13 protein-coding genes are annotated in these 22,435 nt (G+C 27.8%); all 13 read right to left on the bottom strand.

Features of this window, described 5'->3' with window-relative positions:
* Nucleotides 1-79: 79 nt before the first annotated feature.
* The 13 genes from GXK56_RS06235 to GXK56_RS06175 all read right to left on the bottom strand — a co-directional run bounded on the left by GXK56_RS06235 (nucleotide 80) and on the right by GXK56_RS06175 (nucleotide 22,283).
* Nucleotides 80-1,912 carry a S8 family peptidase gene (locus GXK56_RS06235; RefSeq protein WP_160686283.1) on the bottom strand — a complete coding sequence of 611 codons (1,833 nt, stop codon included), beginning with the start codon at nucleotides 1,910-1,912 and terminating at the stop codon, nucleotides 80-82.
* A 105-nt stretch (nucleotides 1,913-2,017) separates the two neighbouring features.
* Complete coding sequence (locus tag GXK56_RS06230; protein ID WP_160686281.1) at nucleotides 2,018-3,193, bottom strand: amidohydrolase; 1,176 nt, start codon at nucleotides 3,191-3,193, stop codon at nucleotides 2,018-2,020.
* A 228-nt stretch (nucleotides 3,194-3,421) separates the two neighbouring features.
* On the bottom strand, nucleotides 3,422-5,656 hold the full coding sequence (locus GXK56_RS06225) for a glycoside hydrolase family 3 C-terminal domain-containing protein (protein ID WP_202127837.1): 2,235 nt from the start codon (nucleotides 5,654-5,656) through the stop codon (nucleotides 3,422-3,424).
* 814 nt (nucleotides 5,657-6,470) lie between these two features.
* On the bottom strand, nucleotides 6,471-6,785 hold the full coding sequence (locus GXK56_RS06220; RefSeq protein ID WP_160686277.1) for a hypothetical protein: 315 nt from the start codon (nucleotides 6,783-6,785) through the stop codon (nucleotides 6,471-6,473).
* 80 nt (nucleotides 6,786-6,865) lie between these two features.
* On the bottom strand, nucleotides 6,866-7,870 hold the full coding sequence (locus tag GXK56_RS06215; RefSeq protein WP_160686275.1) for a hypothetical protein: 1,005 nt from the start codon (nucleotides 7,868-7,870) through the stop codon (nucleotides 6,866-6,868).
* A gap of 95 nt (nucleotides 7,871-7,965) precedes the next feature.
* Nucleotides 7,966-10,023 (bottom strand): protease Lon-related BREX system protein BrxL, encoded by a 2,058-nt coding sequence (gene brxL, locus GXK56_RS06210; RefSeq protein ID WP_160686273.1) that lies wholly within the window; start codon nucleotides 10,021-10,023, stop codon nucleotides 7,966-7,968.
* A 119-nt stretch (nucleotides 10,024-10,142) separates the two neighbouring features.
* A complete protein-coding gene (locus tag GXK56_RS06205) occupies nucleotides 10,143-10,376 on the bottom strand; it encodes a hypothetical protein (protein WP_160686271.1) in 234 nt (77 codons plus the stop codon).
* A 1-nt stretch (nucleotide 10,377) separates the two neighbouring features.
* On the bottom strand, nucleotides 10,378-11,100 hold the full coding sequence (locus GXK56_RS06200) for a hypothetical protein (protein WP_160686269.1): 723 nt from the start codon (nucleotides 11,098-11,100) through the stop codon (nucleotides 10,378-10,380).
* Between the two features lie 40 nt (nucleotides 11,101-11,140).
* Nucleotides 11,141-13,693, bottom strand: a complete 2,553-nt coding sequence (gene pglZ, locus GXK56_RS06195) for a BREX-1 system phosphatase PglZ type A (RefSeq protein WP_160686267.1) — start codon at nucleotides 13,691-13,693, stop codon at nucleotides 11,141-11,143.
* Between the two features lie 121 nt (nucleotides 13,694-13,814).
* Complete coding sequence (pglX, locus tag GXK56_RS06190; protein WP_160686265.1) at nucleotides 13,815-17,432, bottom strand: BREX-1 system adenine-specific DNA-methyltransferase PglX; 3,618 nt, start codon at nucleotides 17,430-17,432, stop codon at nucleotides 13,815-13,817.
* A gap of 55 nt (nucleotides 17,433-17,487) precedes the next feature.
* Nucleotides 17,488-21,081: a BREX system P-loop protein BrxC gene (gene brxC / locus GXK56_RS06185; RefSeq protein ID WP_160686263.1), complete on the bottom strand. Its 3,594-nt coding sequence runs from the start codon at nucleotides 21,079-21,081 to the stop codon at nucleotides 17,488-17,490.
* Nucleotides 21,082-21,104: 23 nt separating this feature from the next.
* On the bottom strand, nucleotides 21,105-21,665 hold the full coding sequence (locus tag GXK56_RS06180; protein ID WP_160686261.1) for a DUF1788 domain-containing protein: 561 nt from the start codon (nucleotides 21,663-21,665) through the stop codon (nucleotides 21,105-21,107).
* Between the two features lie 18 nt (nucleotides 21,666-21,683).
* Nucleotides 21,684-22,283 (bottom strand): DUF1819 family protein, encoded by a 600-nt coding sequence (locus GXK56_RS06175; RefSeq protein WP_160686259.1) that lies wholly within the window; start codon nucleotides 22,281-22,283, stop codon nucleotides 21,684-21,686.
* Between the last annotated feature and the right edge of the window lie 152 nt (nucleotides 22,284-22,435).

Below are 22,435 nucleotides of genomic sequence, written 5' to 3'. Positions count from 1 at the left end.
AATTCCTCCCTTATATCTATCCATTTGAGTTAGTATTGAAATTTCTATATTATATCATCAAAAGATAAACACACTTTCCTCAATGTATGGGGATTCGCAAAAATAACTTTTTAATATAATACTCTATAATCTTTTCATTTTCATTAATATCTTGTTTTTCAAATTTGTTTGTAGTCATTTGATTTTTTTCCCCTCTAAAAGTTCTGCTAATAACATTAAATGTTCCTAATAAATCAAATTCACCATAACCAATTTCTCGGCTTGGATATCGATAAAGTTGGCTTCTAGCAGCACCGTACATCAAATAACTTCTAATCTTTTTTGAATACATAGTTGTATCATTTCCATCAATAATGCCCCACTGAAGTAAAATAGCGCATGCACCTGCTATTATTGCCGTAGCAGCAGAACTTCCTGAAAATGTTGTAACACCACCTGAAGTTTTTGTTGTTAAAATATTTACACCAATAGTTGAAACATCAGGATTTATTAAATTATTCGTATTGAATCCTTTACCAGATGCTGCTATTAAAGCATTTTTATTTCCATAATAAGCAACCGTAACCGCATTGACAGCGTCTGAAGGTATAGTTAATGTATTAAAAGGATCTGGTTCAAGAAACACTGTATTTTCTGGTAAAGTTCCCTTAGGTGAAAGCCAAATATCATATCTGCCATCGGTTATGTACTCCCCAATTAAGTTAAAACTCCATATTCCTGGCTTTATATTATTAAATACAATATTAATAAGCTCATGACCTGTGAAATTTTCTGGTTGATAATATTGTATAACCATTGTTGTATCTAAAAAAACAAATTTAATGGGCTGAATTTTTCCTATTTTAGCATCAATAACTGTAGATGCTTCTCCTGTCGGAGAAATTACATTTATTGAAGCAATATTAGGTCTTCGCACCCATATATTCAATTGAAAATATTTAATTTCTCTTGGTATTTTTAACTCTACTATTTTTGTATCCCCAACATTTTTAATATTCCCAGAAGCATGACCTTGTGAGTCTCCTTCATTTCCTACTCCCGCTACACAACAAATCCCTCTATTATTTCCAAGTGCAGTTAAATATCTAGATATTAAGTTAGTCCCATCATGACTACCTTCTGTACTTCCTAAACCAATGTAAATAACCATAGGCTGATTTCTTTCTACTGCTGTTCTTTTTAAAAACTCTAATCCAGCTACAATTTCCGAAGCATTATATACAGGAATTTCTTGGAGGTTATTTTCACTAAGCTGTTTCTTAAAATTTGATGATTCCCAAAGCTTTACAATTACAAATTCACTTTCATTTGCAACGCCTTGAAATTCATTATTATATCCTCTGGCTCCAATAATTCCTGCTGCTTTAGTTCCATGACCAACTTCATCCCTTAAAGGAACAATATTGTATGGATCTTCATTATTTCTATATGCCTTAATAGCATTATTTATCTGTTCATTTGAATATACTTGACCTATATAGACTCTATTATCAGTATTATCTTTATTGGTTTGATCCCATATACTGACTATTCTTGATGTATCATCTGGTCTTATGAATTCTTCGTTCAAATAATCTATTCCAGTATCCACCATTCCAATAAGAACATTTCGTCCTGTTAAATCTAAATAAGGATTTATCTTTATATTATTTATGTTATCCACGGAAGCTGGCGAAATATCCTGTAATACATACATTGTTCTAATACCTAAAAAGACAATTTCAGGCACTTCACTTAGAAGTCTTTCTAAATCTTCTACTCGTACTGATATTACTCCAATAGTGTCTGTAATTATATCTCCACAAGCATAAGGTATTCTATCTATATGCTCTTTAAAATTCCCTCTATATTGGACTAAGTAGTTTGCAGTATTGGGATCGTAATATAAATTACAGTCACGCGAATCAGACATAGTTAACTCCTAATATTAATTGCATTATTATTATATATATTTTTATATTATTTATTTAATGATTTAATTTTTTAATATGGTATTATGAACAATTCTTATTATAAGTTACTCTCGTGCAAATACTATTTCACCATCTACAAATGTGTATAGAACTTTTGTATTAATATCTAAAGGATTATTGTCATACACTACTACATCTGCATCATAACCAATAGCTAATTTTCCTATTTGTCCTTGGCAATTTAATATTTCCGCTGGATTTTCAGTAATTGTCTTTATTGCTTCCCTAAATGACAACCCTTGAGCTATAGCAATTGCTGCAATAGTTCTTAGACAATCTATTGAATTATATGGATGGTCTGTTATAAGGGCTGTCTTAACTCCTGCTTCTATTAATTCAACTATCGATTTGTAATTTCTAGCCTTTAATTCCATTTTTATTCTAGGTGTAAGTAAAGGGCCATAAGCAACTGAAATATTTTTTTCTTTTAAATATTCTTTTATTAAATGCGCCTCTGTACCATGTTCAATTACCATTTTTTCAATTTTAAATTCTTCTGCAATTCTAACAGCTGTTACTATATCATCTGCCCTGTGGGCATGCACCCTCAATGGAATTTCACCCTTTATTAAAGGAATAACTGCTTCTAACCGTATATCTCTTTCCTGTAGTTTATTATTTTCTTTACGGTCTATGTAATCTTCTGTTCTCATAAACAACTCTCTTATTAAAGCTGCAATTCCCATTCTAGTTACAGGACATTTATCTTTAACACCATATGTAGTTATTGGATTTTCTCCTAAAGATATTTTAAAACCAACTGGATTTTTAACTATCATTTTATCAATAATTGTTCCGCAAGTTTTTATTGCAATATTTCTTCCACCAACCACATTATTACTACCTGGTCCGCTCATAACACAGGTTATTCCAGATCTTAAAGCATCTTTAAAAGATACATCGAATGGGTTAATTCCATCTATACCGTTTAAATGAGGTGTAACTGGCTCCGATGTTTCATTATTATCTGCTCCAATTTTGCCCGTGCATTCCTCAATAATCCCAAGATGTGTATGACAGTCAATAAAACCAGGAAATACAAACCTTTCTTTTAAATCAATATGTTTACTTCCTTGAAATTTAGTTGATAAATTTTCTCCTATATCTTTTATTTTTCCCTCCTCGATAATTATGTCTTTTTTACTATATTCATCTGTTTCTATATCATATAAAATTCCATTTTTCAATAAAACACTTTTCAATTCATTCCATCCTTTCATCTCTATAGTTTAGTATTTTCAGAATTAAATAACATCTTTAATATAGACATATTTAATTAAAAACATACATTTAAAGTACTGATATTATTAACAAAATAAACATTATATATGAACAAATATTCAATATCCTATTATTTGCTTCTAATTTATTAGTTTATTTTCGTATAAGAATCATAAAGAAAAGGTAATAAGCATTTTAAATTTCCTGCCTATTACCTTGAACATATATTAGCTTTTATTCACTGCTTCAAGAAGTTCAGTTAGCATTTTTTCTGTGAATTTTCCATTGCTTATGGATAATAGTTTCTCTATTGGATTATCCATTAAGAAACTAATAAAAATCTCTTGCATTTTATTATCACTTGAAGCTTGTTGTGAAAAATCCTTAATTATATCTTCTAAAAATCCTTTAGATTTAGGATTTTTAAGAAATTCTCTTATAAGGATTTCTCTAGTATATTTTATTTTACGTATATATGACGATTTTATATATATTTTTTTTATCAAACATATGTCTCTAGAAGATTTTCCAATTAATATTTCAACAACTCCGCTGTCTACTATCCATGCTTTTGAAGATACATCATAGTAAGAAAAATCTCTGGTATTTAGAGTAAAACTTACTTCTTTTTCCTCATCTGGAAAAAGCAAAATCTTAGCAAAAGCCTTTAATTCTTTTTCTGGGGCTTGAACATTACTTATATACTTTTTTAAATAAACTTGCGCTATTTCTTTCCCAAAATATTTACCTGTATTTTTTATTTTAAACCTTACTTCTAACGTATCATTTTCGTTTATTATTTGTTTACTTAGTTTCAGTTCTCTGTAGTTGAAATTCGTATATGATAAACCAAATCCAAAAGGAAAAGCAACCTCCATATTTTTTTTATCATAATATCTATAGCCAACAAAAATTCCTTCTTTATATTGTAGATTATCCTCTAAATCTAAAAAATCTAAGTACGTTGGATTATCTGATAATTGTACAGGAAATGTTGCTGATAACTTACCAGATGGATTTTCTATTCCAAATAATACATCAGCAACAGCACCACCAGATGCTTGCCCTGTTAACCATGTTTCTAAAATTGCATCAGCATAATCATACCAAGGAGAAATAACAATAGGTGAACCATTACTTAAAACCACTATAACATTTTTTTGAACCTTCTTAATTTCTCTAAGCAGTTTTATTTGATTATCTGGCAAATTTATATTTTTTCTATCAAAACCTTCTCTATCATAAGAATCTGGAGTTCCTATAAACAGTATAACTAATTCACATTCCATTGCAGTTTTTTGAGCTTCTTTAATAAGAACATTATTGTCATATATGTTTTTTTCATTAGTACTATATCCTTTTGAATATTTTATCTTTATTGAATTTCCACCTAATTTTAATATCTCATCGTAAGCATTTTCAACCATAGTTGGATTAACATGAGCGCTTCCTTCACCTTGAAATCTTGGATTTTTTGCATATTCTCCAATTACAGCTATTTTTTTATTTCTTAATTTTTCTTTTTTTAAAGGCAAAATATTATGTTTATTTTTAAGAAGAACTATACAATTTTTTGCAACTTCTCTTGCTAATTTATTGTGTTCATTCTTGTCATAATAAACATTTTCCTTTTTACTTTTTGTAACCTTAAACACTATATCTAATATATTTTCTAAAGCCTTATCAACAATTGCTTCATCCAGCTGACCTGCTAAAACAGCCTCAACAATTTTCTTACTGCTAAATCCATTTGATGATGGCATTTCTAAATCTAATCCTGCTTTTAAAGAATTTACTATTGAATTAACCGCATACCAATCAGATACAATAAATCCATGAAATTTCCATTTGCTCTTTAAGATATGATTTAATATATATTTATTCTCAGTGCAATGAATCCCATTTAATTTATTATAAGCAGCCATTGCTACGAAAGGATTTCCTTTTTCAACCGCTATTTCAAAGTTATATAAATAAATTTCATTTAAGGCTTGTTCATCAATTATATTATTAACCGTTTGTCTATGGTATTCTTGATTATTTGCAATATAATGTTTTACACAAGCTCCAACACCTTCACTTTGAACACCATTTATAAAAGCAGCCCCTATTTCTCCACTTAAAACTGGATCTTCTGAATAATATTCAAAGTTTCTTCCTCCTAATGGTGATCGTTGAATATTTATGCCTGGTGCTAAAAGTATTTGCACATCTTCTGCTTGACATTCTATTCCAATAGCTTTGCCTACATTGTAGAGAAGATCTACATCCCAAGATGAAGCTAATGCTGATGGTGTTGGAAAGCAAGTAGCAGGAATGACATCTGAGAAGCCACTTAACCTTTTCACAACACCATATGGGCCATCTGTTAGTGTTATTGATGGTATTCCAAGTCTCTCTATAGATTGAGTTTCCCAAAAGTTTTTTCCTGAACACATTAATGCTTTTTCTTCTAATGTCATTTGGCTAATTATTGTTTTTACATCCACTAAATTAACCACCTTTTTAATAATTATTCCCAAACATTTTATTGTTATATAATTTAAGCTTGTTATTATATTATTTAATTTAACAAAATTATATTACTCCCTTAAAGCAAAACAATTAAAGTTTTTCCACGCAAAAAAAGCAAGGGCAATTTAAGGGCAAATACATAAACTGTATTCCTTAAATCCTTGCAATTACTTGTTGCGAGATAAGCCGTAAGCCGAGTTCTGTATTCCAATTTTAGGATATTTTATTATATCTTATCGTATCTTATAATACTCTGTAGCTATTGGTATAACTAGCTTTAAATCACATTGTATAATTTACCATATCAAATTCTATTTTATTATATTTTGCTGATGGTAGGAAGAATGTCGGAAGTTTTAATTCTTCCTACCATTCTCTTAAATGTATATTGATATAAAATCCCACCCATTTTTGCACCATTATAGTATTAAAATATTTTCTCCAATTCTTTACTTATAAACGGTACTTTATATAACACTACCGTCTATAAGTAAAATATACCTTAAATTAAATAGTAGTTTCAACGTGAGGCGTGTGTTGAATAGTTTTATTAAATCATAACTTAGAATATTTTATTATATCTATTTGTCACTGCAAATAACTCAAACCTTAGATTAAAAATATCATATCTTTACATATTGTATTTTAAAATTATATAGCATATCTTGTTGATGGTCGGAAGAAGGGTGGAAGTTTTACTTCTTCCGGCCATTTCTTAAGTTAAGTAATATCAATGTTTAATTAGAATAATTGCTAATAAAACTAAACATATATATCTTCTATTTTTTTAAATTCAGCAGTAACATCTAACTGATAATCGCATTCTGGACATAAAAGAGTAGTTTCATTATAACCAGTATCTAATTCTAATTTAGCTTCACATTCAGGACATTCTCTTGGAAGATTTGCTATTTCATCATTTTCGTCATACTCTTCATCCATATCAGTATCTTCGCCACAACACCTTACATGATTTTCAAAACACCTTTCACAAATTTCTATCCCACATTTTGGACAATTACTTATTTCATCTGGGTGAAAATAGCCTCTACATATATCACATTCCATCATTTTCATAATACCTCCTTGAATTTATTTTACAAGTTCATTATAAACAATGATATTATTTCTATCTATGGACAGAAATCCGGAAATTTTTAATCTTTATAGGTTTTCCTAAAATTCATTAATAATTTGCTATCCCATTTTTTATCTTTATTTACATGTTGCATTTCACCAAAGAATGTCTTAAAAAAATTATTACATTCATCAAAATTAAGGCATATATTTTCACTATCCAATTCTCCAAGTATAGATCTTCTTACAAAATACTTAATCAAATTTAACTCATATATCTCTACTGGTATTGCTTCAATTACTTTAGGATTTTCGATATACTTATCTATATATTTTTTTATTCCAAGTATAAATTTATTTTGAATTCTATTACCCCCACAATTAATACTCCAAAACGCTTTAAAATTCTCTATATCTTTATTCTTTTCTTCCAAACTTTTATTAACTTTACTAATGGCATTCGCAAGTAAATATCTTGTTTCCAGTCTGCAGCTATTTTCAAGTTGAAAGTATTGAACACTTCTCTCAAAATAATTGTCATATGTTATATTAATTCTATTATAAACTTTATCTATGTCTTCAAGTGCACTTATTAAATTGGTATTACTTACACTTTTGCTATCTCTAATTCTTTTTTCACGAATATATTCAAATATCTTAAATTCATTTAGGTCTAATAGTTGATTTTGTTGGAATTTTTTTATTCTATGTCCTTCAAACCTATCTTGAGTATCCTCTAATTCCACATATTCAACGTCTTTTCCATTATTATGTTTAATACTTAAGTCATCATTATACGTTCTAAAAGTTTTATATGTTCTTTGCGTTTTTTTATAGTCTTTATTTGAAGCTAAATCCATATCTTCTTCAGTTTCATTTTTAAACATATGAGATATTGGTTCTCTTTCACTATATTTACTATAATTTTCATAGTATATTTCAAATATAGTTTGATTTAGTAATTCGTCATAATCTATAATAAAATTTTTATTTACATATTTCTTCATAGTATCAACATCACTAAAATTACATCCATCTGCTAACATATTCTCTACTTTTTTTTGAATACTTTCTAAATTATACATAGCACTTCTCCTTTTGATTATAACCTCTTGTTCTAATTTAATATAAACGAACCTATAATACATCATATTTTTAGATATATCATAGGCTAACTTTTCTAACTAACCCCTAATGCTTTATAAACTGAATCAATTGGATCACTATAAAATATTGGTTGCACTTTTATTAACAATTCCGCTGGTACTGTTTGTAAATCTACAACTGAAGAAGCTGGTATTAATACTTTTTTTGCTCCAGCATCTACACAAACTTGAAGTATATTTGCAAATTCTTCAACTTTATTTATTGTTCCACCTACTGTCATATTTCCTATCACTGCTAGGCTTTCTTGTACTGGTCTTTCTAATGCTCCTGAGCATAATCCTATAAGTTCTGCTACTGCAAGTTCTGATGTTATTCCTATTCCCTGCATATCACTTATGTGCATTAAGTAGTCTTTTGTTTTAGTGCTTATTGTTGAACTTATACTCTTTGAATTTGAAGTAAAATATCTAAATGCTGTATCTAAGCTTTCTTTTGCTCCTCTATTTGTTCCTACACCAGATTTTTCAAATTTACCGCTGCCGCTTACTACTTGGTTTTCTAATTTAAATACTCCTATCATTCCAGAATCGCCATGGCCAACTGTATATACATGACCTGGTTTTCCAAGACCTTCTGGTATAAGCTTTCCACCACCTTGTTCTGGTACCGAAACAAATTCTTCACTCATTGTTTCTTTGTCTATATAAGAAAAATGCACATCATAAAATTCCATTCCACCGATCTTTTTAAGCTGCTCTTTTACTCTTCTTCTTCCTACCAATGCATATTTTAATATCTCTTCTACATCCTCTTTTTGAAATTCTCCATTTGGATATATAAGTTTTATTAAACCTGATACTGTCTTTCTTACTGCAATAGCATCTCTTTGATTTAAGTTATTGCCTAAAATAAAGTATTTCTCTGCTACATCTGTAAATGTACGTTTTCTCATTTCTCTAAAGAATTCAGTCAAATAATCTACGATAAGACCATATTTATCTGTTAATAATTCTGTCCTCATTTTAGGTATTTCCCAACCTGGTAAATAAAAATGCATTCTATCAAAAAAAGCTGAATCATTTGCCATTTCTTCTGGGAATGGTGCAAATAAATGTGATGTTTTTATTAAAGATTCTACACTTTGATTTATATTACCTACAAATACCATAGAAGCACTCGCATTTTTTTCTTCTTTGCCTCTTGCAAAAGATCCTGAAGCCATATAATCTTTCATTATTTGTATTCCATCTTTGTCCTTAAATCTAATTCCTGCAACTTCATCAAATGCTACAGTATCCCACATACCAACAAGACCTATTTTTCTTTGGGACATATTATAGAAAAGGTTCGCTACCGTTGTTTGGCCTCCAGAAACTAATATACTATTAGGAGATATTTCTTTGTATACGTGAGATTTTCCTGTTCCTCTTGGTCCAAGCTCACACATATTATAGTTATTCTCCACTAAAGGAACTAGCCTTAATAATATATGCCACTTTACATTCTCCTCTAACTGAGTTGGTTCCATACCTGTTGACCTTATAAGTAAATCAATCCATTCTTCTTTGGCAAAACCTCTCCTTCCCTCAAATATTTCTTCAATATCCATATTAGGCATTTGGATTGGTTTTAAATTTGATATACTAAATGGACTCATATTTTTAGCTTCTTCATCAAAATAATAATCCATTTTTAAAATACACCATATTCCCCCTTGAAGCAGTTTGTCATATTCTTTTACATAATGAGGTGATATAGGTACTCCTTTCAAACCTAGATTTGAAAATTCCGCCTCATAAATGTCCTTTTTCTCATTTAATTTAACAGTTATTTTATCAATTACACTGTATTGTCCAAGTTCCCTTATCTTTGATTTTATCTTCTCAGCTTCATCTGGTCTTACATAATTATCACTTAGTATACCTTTAACTCTTTCTATTCCACCGTCTAGCGTATCCTCATCATCAGTTGCGCAATACATTCCAAGTAAATATTCTAAAACATAAACAGGCACATTAAATCCCTGTTTCATAGATTTTGTTAGATCTTTTCTCACTGCTCTTCCAGCAAAATATTTATTTACCTTTTTATCTAAATCTAAATTAATTTCTTCATTTTCTTTATTTTCCATAAAATCTCACACCACATCTTTATTAATAATAATCATTATGTCTATTCCATCAATGAATAATTATTTATTTCTTAAAAAGAGTGAGATTTCTCCCACTCTAAAATTTTATTGAAATATTATTATTGGATCTCAACTGACTTTATAAGCTCAGCTACATTATTCACTTTCTTAAATGGAGCATATTCACCATAAACTCTTATTAATGATGAATAACTTGGACTGTTCAAAATTCCTAATTGAAAGTTTGGCTTTCTATTATTTCTCATAACACCAACAGCATCTTTTATAGTCGTTTCTAGCACAGCTGTACCACCTGTTCCAACTTTTCTTGCAAATAAATATACCTTTGACAAATTATTCACCTCCCTGTTCTGAATAAACAAATTTATATAAATACTTTATAAAATTCACTTCAACATTATCTGGTATTTCTGGCATGTTATCTAGCCAATTTCTTAATTCATAACTATAATATGAAAGACTAACATCATTTGATTTTTTATATATTATATCATGAGTATAAAAATTCAATAGTGCATCTTGCTGATTCCATATTTGTATCTCAATTGGAAAACATTTAGGATTATCTCTGAAATATATATGAATTCCTCTATATCCGTCATCAATACTTTTTGATTTTTCATACATATTAACTATATCTATTTTGTAATTGTTATTACTATTTATAATTTTCCCAGCATTCTGAGCTATATCTTCTCTATCCATATCGGCAATTATTCTTATTCCTATAATATCATTGCACACTTCTCTAAGTTGCTTAGATTTCTCTAAATTCTTTTTCCATTTCTGATTAAAAGACTGCTCACTTTTTATTCTTAATGAAACATTTATATTATCATTTTCAATTTCTCTTAAATGTTCTGATAATGCTATTATATCATCATCTTTTTCTATTATAAAGTTTAATATCTCGTCATAAATATCATCCGCATCAAAGTTTTTAATAGTTTTTTTCATTGATGGAAATTTATCGTTAATATTATACTTATTAATATTTCTAATTAATTCAAATAATTTACTTCCATTATCCTCAAATATATTCTCTATTTCTACCACATCCTTTTAACTATTTTGTAATATGCATAAATTCCTAATATTAAAAAAAGTCATCTGGTATTGCTATATCAATAATAAATGCTATCTCATTTACAATAAGATCCTTATCTAAATTCCTCACTATTAATCTATAACTATCTCTCTTACTATAACTTTTTTGTTTAAGTTTAATTCTTATAATATGATTTCTTTCATCTGGTCTATCATTTTTACTATCAGCTATAATCTTTTCTTTATTTGATATTATATTATCATCAACATCAACCATATAAACTTCATATGTTGCTGCTATAAACTCTTCTGATACCTGCTCTACTTGAAAGAATGTTAATCCAAATTCTGGTGTAGTAACCCTATTTCTAGTACTTAATAATTTTAAAGTAACATCTTTGGATTCTTTATAATTTTTATATGTTGATCTCTTATGTTTATAAAAAATAAGTGGCACTATAGTTTCTTGTAATGTAGCTCCTCCATGAACATAATTAGCACCTCCACCTTGGGTTTTAAATCTTATATCTGATTTAGGAATATAAGCAAACATTCCTTTATTTTCTTTTCCTAAATATTCAAGACTTATTTTAAATAATCCTTCTATATCTCTATCCTCTTTTGTTATAATACTTCTTCTATTTCTATCTATAATATCAATTTTTTCTTTACTTATCTTACTTGACTCCTCTAAAGAACTTCTTTGATATAAGAACCCATGGTCTGCAGTAACAAATATATTTATTCCTCCAAGCCATTTTGTTATTTTTTCTCTTAACCAAAGTATATCATCTATAGCTCTCTCTGCTGCACTAAAAGTATCTTTCTCTGTATTAGCTTTATCACCAGTTGCATCTATGATATTGTGATATATATATACTAACTTATAACCCTTTAATAACTCCTTAAACCCTGGATCATCCTTAGGAATATCATTAAATTCAACTGCGATACTATTTTCAAAATTATTACTTAATATACACTTCCTATTTTCTAAACCTGCGCTGTCCTTTCCATCAACAAATACTCTTCCTGTATCTGTTATAGTTATATCTTTATTAGGTAAAAGTGATGCCATTCCTATCTTAGTTATTGATGGAATTGAAGTAAACATTGGTTGTATTTCAGTTGAGCCAACTACCATTTGATTGAATCTGTTCTTAATTTCTGTTCCTATTTCATATCTTAATGCATCTGATATAATAACAAATACTCTATCTCCATCATCAAGCATCTTATTTACTTTTTCTTTATAGAAATCTCTTTGATTAATTACTCCTGGAACAGCCCAGTAATTCATATATTCATCAGTCAGCTCATAATTCCAAGCAGTTAATAATTCCGATAAATACCAATTTACATAAATGTTTTCAACAAGCCCTTTAAGCCTATTCATTATTTCACTCTCAGGTCTCACATCATAATTCAAATAAAACTTCCTATAGTTATAATCAAACATATAAAGCTTTTCTGAATATTCCTTAACTAACTCAGCTGCTTTCTTCTGCATAATACAATTTTTATATTCTCTTTTAAGTCTTGCCATTTCCAGGTAACTTAATAATGCTTCATAAATATTTTTATAATCATAATAGAAATTTTTAGTTCTTCTTAAATTTATTGAATTAATGAAATATTCATAATCTTCTCTTTCATTTTCAAGACCAAAAAGTATATATTTTATTACTTCTCTATCAAAAATTTTTAATATATCAACATCTTTAAACTCCTCTATGTCAAGCTTTTCTATAATATTAGATATTTTTAAATCTTTTTCATAGTTATCAGCATATTCAATATAATGGTATGATTGTGTTTTATGATTTATCCAATGATCTATAAATACTATACAATTAGGTTTGCTATTTCCTATATAGCTTTTTAGGCTGCTTAACTTTTCTTCTTTTATAAAGCTGCTTAAAGCCGTAGTAACTATAAAACTAAATAGTTTGCTTAGACTCTTATCTTTAAGGCTGTATCCATAGTTTAGCTTACAATAATCCCAGAATAATTCCTCTACTCCATAGTTTTTAAGGTCAGTATACATAGAATTTTCTTTTTCGTTTATATCTTCACAAAGTATTGACTTAACTATCTCTTCAAAGTCTAATATTCTAACTTTACTTATAGATGCTAATATTCCAAGTTCTAAAGTTTTATTTTCATTTACACTACTTACTATTTTTCCGAAACTACTACAATTATTATCTATTGAGAAAAATCCTTTATATTTTGAAAATACATGCCTTAAATTATCTTCTATATTTAAATCTCTCATAATCATAGAAGTTCTATCAGCATAAAAGCTCTGACTATATAATGTTATATCAGTGATCCAATTATTACTTTCTTCTTCAAGGTTATTAATATATATTAGATAATTACTTTCAGTATCCTCTTCTTCTAAAAGATACTTTGTATAAAAATAATTATGATTAGTTAATTTATGAATTTTCACTTTATCTATAGCAACTTTGTCTATAACATCTAAAAAATCTTTATCATAATCATACCAAATTATTATTCTTCTTTTTTCCCAATACTCTGGAGACTTTGAAAATTCTTCTTTTAAAGCCTTAACAATATTATTTAGTTCACTCATCATTTCACTCCCATTAGAATAATTCTTTATATATTCTTATCCAATATTACTACTTATATTATATAGAATATATTAACAGAAACAAAGAAAAAGAGCCAAAAAGACCCTTTTCTTATGAAATCTATTTAATTTTAGCTACTAAATCACCAAATAATCCATGGTTATAGACAACACCATCATCTAAATCAATTTCGATTTGCTTATCTGCCATATGGCGTAATTTTTCATGGAATACTTTAAGTTCATCAATTTGCTTTTCAACTATTCCAAGCTTTTTCTTGGCATCCTTTTTGTCCTTAGTAGTTGCATCGCTATTTAAAGTATCCATTAAATCTTTTTGCTCAACTTCCAATTTATTTTGTAGAGGTTGAACATAGTCAATTCTCATTTTAGATAATACATTTTTATCTATTCTGTGCATATAAACTAAACAACTAAAAGCTTTATTCTTACCAGAAGTAAATAACCAATATATAGGGCGTTTCTTATACATTTTGCAATGCTCATCAAAGAACTCATTAGTAAAATACCTTCTTATAGCTTCTCTTGAACTTTCATTAGGTTTCTTTTCAAGAACTTCAGCAATAAAATCTATATTTTCTGATAAATATTCCTCGCTAAAAGTAACTTTTAAAAATTCTTCAAATCTAACCATCACATCATCTTCAAAGTATTTAGTTTCACTATTTAAAACTGGAATTATATTATCTTCATCAGGTACAAATTTATTATATTCATTCATATCGAAATTTCCACCTGCAAAAATAAGTCCATCTTTATCTAATGAATATCTTCCTAATAGGCAACCTATAAAATATGATAAAAATGATTTAATTACTGCCTCTTTACTAAAATCTCTCAATGTTATGGCTTTATTATTTATTTCTGCTTCAATCTCATCTTGAAGACCATATATATCAATAAAAATTCGATTTAAGTTTTCCTCGTTTACTTTAAGTTTTTTAAATCTATCATCATATTTAATATTCAAAGCATCATATTTCTCTGAAATGCTATTTATATTATTTGATCCAATAAATATATTTTTTTTAAATTCCCATGAAACTTCACTGCTGTTCCAATCATTCATTGCTATTTCTATATTTTCATTTACAATATTATCGATTTTAATTTTTATATATTCATGAGGTATCTGCAAAATAGGAAACCTTGATATAACACCATTACTGTAATGCATTCCCTGACAAGATATATTCAATAAACTTTGAAATACACTACTATTAATATATCCTAATATGATATTCTTATCATATTCATTATTAACAAACATAGTTGGACCAGCCGTATCAAATAGAAAACCTCTTTTAACATATCTTGCTCCAAAGCTTGATGATGTTACATCTGACCACGAAAACCCTTCTTTAAAATAATAATTACTATTTCTAATAACAGATTTATCAAAACTTTTTATATTAATACCATCATCTTCCCAATCAACTACATATTCATTATTACCATACCATTTTCTTACTTGTCCCCCCTTGCTATAAGGAAACCATTTTTTATTACTATTTTTTGCTTCAGTTATATTATTAAAATCAAATCCTATTCTCTTGTAATTAACCTCATGCCAAAATCTTAAAAACTTATTATTATCCCCAGTCTGCAATCCTACTTTAAGTTCTGCTATATCGTTTAATTTTTTATCATTATCAAATAAAGACACCATATTATTTGATAACCAATAAGCTATTGGATATCCAAATATCTTATCGAAATTTGAACTTAAAAACGAATATCTATACCCTTTTTTTGCATCTTTAATAGCCTCTATAGTCTTCACTTTTTGTTGTTCACTGCCTCTAAATTCTGATAACTTTATATACTCACCATCTAAATTTATATTTTCATTTCGTAAAGTAAATGTACAAACTGGAACACACGCTTCTGGAAAAGAATTATATTCTAATTGTATTAAAGAACTTATATTTTTATTTTCAACTATATATTTTCTAACTGCCTCATAAGAACCTAAAAACATCCACACAAATGGCGTTATCATTCCTAAATGGCCTTCTTTTCTAACCATTTTAAAACAATATTCTATAAATGCTGAAAATAAATCAGATTTTGTATCTTTAAAATTTTCTTTTATAAACTCTGCAAGTATAGGATTCATAGACTTACTTCCCATATATGGAGGATTAGTTACTAAAATATCATACGTCTGTTCCATTATAAACGCTTGCTTTATTAAATCTTCTAATATAAACTCCCACTTTTCTCTTGCTTTACTTCCAAATAAATCTGTTCCAGGATTATTTTTTATATCTTCTAATCTTTTTTCTAAGAATTCTTTATCAAATCCTTCTATTTTAGTTAAAGATCCATAAGTATTCGCATTTTTCAAGCTCTCTACAAATGCTTTTACATTATCATAGCTTTCTCCACTTCCTTCTCCAGCTAAGAAAGCTATATTATCATGTAATGATGAATTTTCATCTTCATATAAAATATTAGTTTCTTGTATGCAAGCTATATTTAAATTAATGTATTTTCCTTCTCTATCAACTTCTCTTTCTATTTTTCTTAAGAGAAGCTTATCATATGACATACCTTTCATTATTACAGCAAAACAAGCTAACTGATAGGCTCTTCTATCTATATCAAGCCCATATAGATTTTTTTCTATAATAAGCATTGGTATATCTCCTCTTGAATATCCACATCTACTATATATTTCGTAAAGAACATCAAACATATAAACAAGTATATGACCTGAGCCACAAGCTGGATCAAAGCATTTAATATCTTCAACTTCTAATTCCTTATTTAAATAAGGTGCTATTTTCTCATCAAAATCAGATTCTTTTTCAGGATTTTCTAAATAGAATTCCCAGTTTTCTTTTAAATCTTCATCTTCTTTATGTGATTCAACCCAATACCGTCCTAATGAGTTTTGAACCATGTATCTTACAATCCAATCTGGTGTAAATAATTGAGTTGCAAATGGTATTTCATTCTTTTTATATCTCTTTTTAGCTTTAATTACTCTATCTTTTTCTTCTGAGATATAATATTGATATAGCCATCCTATGATTTCTACATTGCTCCAATCATCTTCTGTTATACTTTCAGTATCTACTAAAGTTTTAAAGAATTTGCTGCTTATAACACCTACTGGGAATAATAATTCTGCATAATGTCCTAACTTTTCAAACATAAATGGTAAAGATTTATTTAATTCACTACATTGAAGTTCGAGTAAATAGCTGTATAATTCTTCATTTTTATTAGCTATTTTCAACTCAGAAACTAATTTTTTATCAATAGGTAAGTTAACATTCATAGCTTCTGTGATTATCTCTGGCGTATTACTTCCATCCTTCGATCCTAAAACCATTACTCTACTTTGAAGATATCCATTTACCTCCATATATCTTAAGGCAACAAATCTATTAAACCAAGTATACGAAACTTCCTCTATTACTTCATCAAATCCATCTCTACCTTCTTTATTTATTTTTTGAATTTTATCAATTAATGCAGTTCTTTGACTCGCTTCCAATTTTGATAAAGTTCTTTTTTGATTATTAAACTCTATTACAACCTCTTCATTTTTTATAAAAGTTTCTTTTCCATTAGTTTCCCTATCTTTATCAGAAGCTTCTTTGGTTATATGATACAATAAAGCTTTTAATGAAATTTTTTTTCTTAATTCATTTCTTGCATCAACAGCAAACTTTTTAAGTAAAGTTTTATTTAAAGTCTCGCTCATATTATCCTCCAATATTTATAAATACGGAGAGGATACTCTCCTCTCCTATAATTTTTTAATCTTCTATTTCAATTTCTTTATTACTTCTTATAATCTTTTTAAGCTGCATTGCTAATTCTCTTATATAAACATCAACTTCTTGCTCGGTTTTAATAGATTTTACATTTATCAAACTTGATACTTTAACTTTTTCAATTACTTTCTTAGGTTTCTCAACTGGTACTTTAGTAGTAGCAGTACCTGTATTATTATTATTATTTAAAGGTTTAGCTTGTAACTTTTTATCTTTTTCCTCTGTTTCTTTAATGTCTTTAGCTATTATCTCTTCAAAGTTTTCTCTTTTTCTACTGCTTTGAGTTATTTTAGCATCAATTCTATAAATATCTTTTTGTTCTCTTACTTCCGATATTAATAAATCATATTCACTTATTAATCTATCCTTAGTACTATATGAAACCCCATATTGATTTGATTGGAGCTTTAAAAATTCGTAATCAGCATTTACTAACTTTATGGCTTCCTCTCTCTTCTCTTCAAGTTTTTCATCTAACTTTATTTCAATTTCATCTACAAATGATATTATCTTTCTTATATCTGTGTAAGGAATTGGATTATTTAATATTTTATTTAGCTTCTCTAAATTACTTAGTATATCCTCTGTTAAATAGTCCTTGTTATTATCACACTTTTCTGAAATTAATAATCCCTTATCAAATATGTCTCTCTGATTTTCAAAGAAATCTATAGGTAATACTATATCTTGAGACCATTCTAAAAGCTCAAACTCATTATCAATTAACCAATTAAATAGTGCTATATTTTCTCTATTTTCTTTTGATTCATTAAATAACTTTTTGCCCTTTTCAAATAATGATTTTCCTGGATATCTTTTGTTAGTGTATAATTGCAAGTTAGTTTGAATATTCTCTAACTTTCTTTCTATACTCTTTCTTAAATCCTTAGCTATTTCATCTTCATTTCTACTATCTGAAGTTTCTTTAAAAATCTCTATTGATATGTTTTTAACTTGATTTATTATTCTCTCATCAATTTTAACTTTTTTATTTATAATAACTCTATCTATATTTGACGTTTGTGTTAAAGCCTCTGCTGTTTTTCTTGGTTCATCAATAGTTAAGAATTCACCATTTAACCTGCACTTAATCTTTTCATCAACTAATAACTTAGCTAAAACACCAGCAACATCTAATGGATCCCAACCATATGGCTGTGATGTAAATCTAGTTACTAAAGATTTCACTCTAACCTGCTCCATAGGTTCTGTAAGTTTTATAAAATCGTCAACTTCTCTTTCTGCTATTTCATTGCTATGAGATTCAACTGTGCTGAAACCAGTCTGCTCTTCACTTGGTTTTAATATATCTATAATAGCATCTACAGTTTCAGTTTTAATTTTAATATAATCTATATTTGAATAAACAAACTTGCAAAGATTACTTAATGCATTTTTTATCTTATCTGCTGGTGACGTACCTTTTATATCTACTTTTTCACCATAAATATAAAATTCCGCTTCCATTATTGCATTTTCTAATTTTGTTAAACAAGATGTTCTTCTCTGCCTTCTTTCATCCTTCTTATCTGCAATGATCTTTTGCTTATTGGTTGGTAAGTTATCTATATTTGTTCTGTCTATATATGACTCTATTTTCATAGCTTGAGTTAGCTCACCAGTATACTCACCATCTTTTAATTTAATAATAACTTCTTTGTTGTTATACGAATCCATTTTTAACGCTTCATCACTTTTAAAGTAGCTATCTGCAAGTGGTGATAATATACTTACACCAAACTCATATATACTATTTCCTATAGGTGTTCCATCCATTTTCTTATTATAATCTTTATCATACTTAAGCTTATTATTAGTTATAAATCTAAATTTCTTTTGATCGTATATTTGCTTAAATATATAGTCACTAAGTTCCTTGCTTACTTTACTATCCTCTACTTTTTCTAATGCAATTTCTCTATTAACATCTTGTTCGTCATCAGTTAAGAACACATATATATCTCCACTTTTTTGAATAAGTGTTTGTCCTTCAAGTTTTTTCAATGCTTTTTCTACTTTTAATCTTAGCTCTTGTTTATCAACATTTATATTATTAATCATTAATGTTGTTATATTTTCTAAATTAGCTGGTAATTCGTCATTTAAGTATTTAAGCATAAATAAAAGTTTTAATACTCTTATGTTAAATTCATCATCTTTTAAATCTTGATTCTTTGTTGCTGCTCTATCAATAACTCTTGTTATTGTTGGATTTAAAAACTCAACTATGCTTTCATAGAATATATCAAATGGTATTAATACGCCTTCATCACTATTGCTGTAAATCTGAACTGATTCTTTAAAAGCTGATAACATTGAACGTTCTCCCTCTGATAAATGCTTACCGGAGTTACCATGCTTTCTTACTTGCTCAAATACACTTTGTAACACTTTAAATTGATATGGTACAAATGGATATGTTTCAATAAAATCATTCTCATCTGAATAACTTAACAAATCCTTTCTTGCTTTATCAAAGCTTATTATGTTCTTTAATGTTGTACTTTCTTCTCTGTAAATATTACTTAATAACATTTTAGGATTTTCTGTTTTTTCTAAAATTCTCTTTTTTATAACTTCATCAACACTCATTGAAGACATGGATAACTTAGTATCAAATCTTCCTTGTATCTTAGAAAAATCATCTTCTTTTACATTAGTGCATACAGCATCAATTTTTTCTTGTGATGTTACTATAACCCATGCTTTTCCCCTACATTCACTGCTTAATTTCTCAGTGATAGTTTGAAGATTTAGCATTAAACTTCCATTACTACCAATATACTGTCCAATTTCATCTGCTAAAAATATCAAATGAAAATTATTACCTTTAGTATCTAAATATTCTTTAACTTCTTTTGCAAATGTTTCTATGTCAACTGAATAATTAACTACTGAATTTTCTAAGTAATCAAGAGCATCTTCATTAGGTATATTCATTGAAATTGCTATGGCTTCTGCTACATACTTTTTATCTAAGAAAAATCCATTTCTTCGATCTGTCCACTTAAAGCCTCTTATTCTTTCAAATTCAAGCTTAAATTTATCATATATACCATCTTTTATAAGCATTCTTTCCATATTAGCAACGCCTGGAATAGTATCACATAACCCTCTATGCTCATCAAATACTTTTATGAATACTTTTAAAATTGCATCTTCTTTCCCCTTATTATCTACTGGTGATTTTGAATCTATATTAAATAATATAGTTTCAGTTTCTATTCTACTAAGCCTTTGCATTTCTGCTAGTAGCATCGTATCTTCTATCTTATTTTTAAAGTAATCAACAGCTTTTTTATCATCTACAGATTTATTAGCTAAAAGATATGATAAAATCTTTAAAAAATGTGATTTACCACTTCCAAAGAAACCTGATATCCATACGCCCATTTTAGTTGTATCTCCATCTATTCCCTTAGCATAATTATTGTAAAACTTAGACAAATGCTTTGCTATTTCTTTCGTAACAACATATTCTTCAAGCTCATTGTCTATTTTATCTGTAAAATCTACTTTTATAACACCATCAATATCTCTTTTAATGTCTCTTAGAAACATATTTTCTATTTTCATTGTATAATCCCCCTCTTGTATACCTAATCAGTTATTGGAAATGCTCTATAATAATTGTCATCCATAAATTTATTAAATAAAGTTAAATCCTGCCCCGTATATTCCCCTGGATAAAACATAACTAATGGCTTTTTCCCTAATACTGAATGTAATCTGTTTAAAATGTTATGTGAACGCATAAATGGATATATTTTACCTACTCCAGTAATAAATATTACTTTATATGAATCAAAATCCTCTTTTATCTTATTTACATACATTTCTTGACTAATAAATGAAGTTATAGCCCTAAATATATAATCTTTGTCATCTGTTTTTTCCATATCTATTATTTGCTCAAATATATCCTGTTCTTTTAAAAACTGGATAAACATTTTATACAAATCATACTCTTTTATATAATTGGTATCTGCTCTATTAAAATCCTTTATTATTAGATCCTTATAATATCTAACTTTAATTTCATCTTTAGGATTATAATCAAAAACATAAAAGCTCAAATCATTTCCAGTACCTCTTCCATTCAGAAACTTATCACCTTTAAGTTTTTCTCGAACTTCCTTAAATCTATCATCTAATTTCAAAAGCTGTCACTCCCTAATCTATAAGTTTTCTCCCATGGCTACTACATATTTTGTATCGCCTTTCTTTATTAGATATTCCTTTAACCCTTGTGACATAATTAATTTATGCACTTCGCCTGTTTTCAAATTAAGAACTTTCGCTTCACTTAATATTTTTTTAATCACTTGCTTCAATTTTTGAATAGTTGCATCCGACCATTTGGTTATTGTTTCATTTTGTTCAGCCTTATGTTCAAAATAAATATTTACATCCTTTTTTTCTATTATTTCAGAAGTATTTTGTAACTTTTCTTTTACAACTTCATTCATAAATTCAAAAAAAAGTCTATCATTCTTCATAATTGCATATAAATTAATTGCAGCTCCATTACCTAGAGGATCATCAATCAACATATCAATTAATGTGTTATCTAATATATTTACTCGTTGTAATAATGGCGTTAATCTTCTAGTTATGCTCGATTTAAATTTATATTGAAATAAATTTTCTTCTAAAATCATTTTTCTTATATCTTTATCTGAAAAGCCTTCTCTTTTTAACTTTGCTACTATTTTGAATTCACATAATAAAAAAGATTCTCCAGTTAGCTTCGCACTATATTCCTTATTTTGTTCCACTAATTTCACTTCCTTAAACTATATTTTACCATATATTGATACATAATAAGATATTTTCATATAAAATATCTTTAAATTACTATTGTTTCAACTTCATTTATATTTTGTTGTTTATTGCTCAAATAATATTTTATTAACATTCTTATTTAATC

Origin of the sequence: Clostridium sp. C2-6-12 (assembly GCF_009928485.1) — a bacterium.
Taxonomy (GTDB): Bacteria; Bacillota; Clostridia; order Clostridiales; family Clostridiaceae; genus Clostridium.
Note: the sequence above shows the minus strand (reverse complement) of the source record. Positions and strands in the feature narration are given on the sequence as shown.

Coding starts and splice junctions, on each gene's coding strand:
- GXK56_RS06225 (WP_202127837.1), bottom strand. CDS start 5,656: ATGACATTAGAAGAAAAAGCATTAATGTGTTCAGGAAAAAACTTTTGG.
- pglX (WP_160686265.1), bottom strand. CDS start 17,432: ATGAGCGAGACTTTAAATAAAACTTTACTTAAAAAGTTTGCTGTTGAT.
- GXK56_RS06220 (WP_160686277.1), bottom strand. CDS start 6,785: ATGAAAATGATGGAATGTGATATATGTAGAGGCTATTTTCACCCAGAT.
- pglZ (WP_160686267.1), bottom strand. CDS start 13,693: ATGAGTGAACTAAATAATATTGTTAAGGCTTTAAAAGAAGAATTTTCA.
- brxL (WP_160686273.1), bottom strand. CDS start 10,023: ATGGAAAATAAAGAAAATGAAGAAATTAATTTAGATTTAGATAAAAAG.
- GXK56_RS06235 (WP_160686283.1), bottom strand. CDS start 1,912: ATGTCTGATTCGCGTGACTGTAATTTATATTACGATCCCAATACTGCA.
- GXK56_RS06230 (WP_160686281.1), bottom strand. CDS start 3,193: ATGAAAGGATGGAATGAATTGAAAAGTGTTTTATTGAAAAATGGAATT.
- GXK56_RS06215 (WP_160686275.1), bottom strand. CDS start 7,870: ATGTATAATTTAGAAAGTATTCAAAAAAAAGTAGAGAATATGTTAGCA.
- brxC (WP_160686263.1), bottom strand. CDS start 21,081: ATGAAAATAGAAAATATGTTTCTAAGAGACATTAAAAGAGATATTGAT.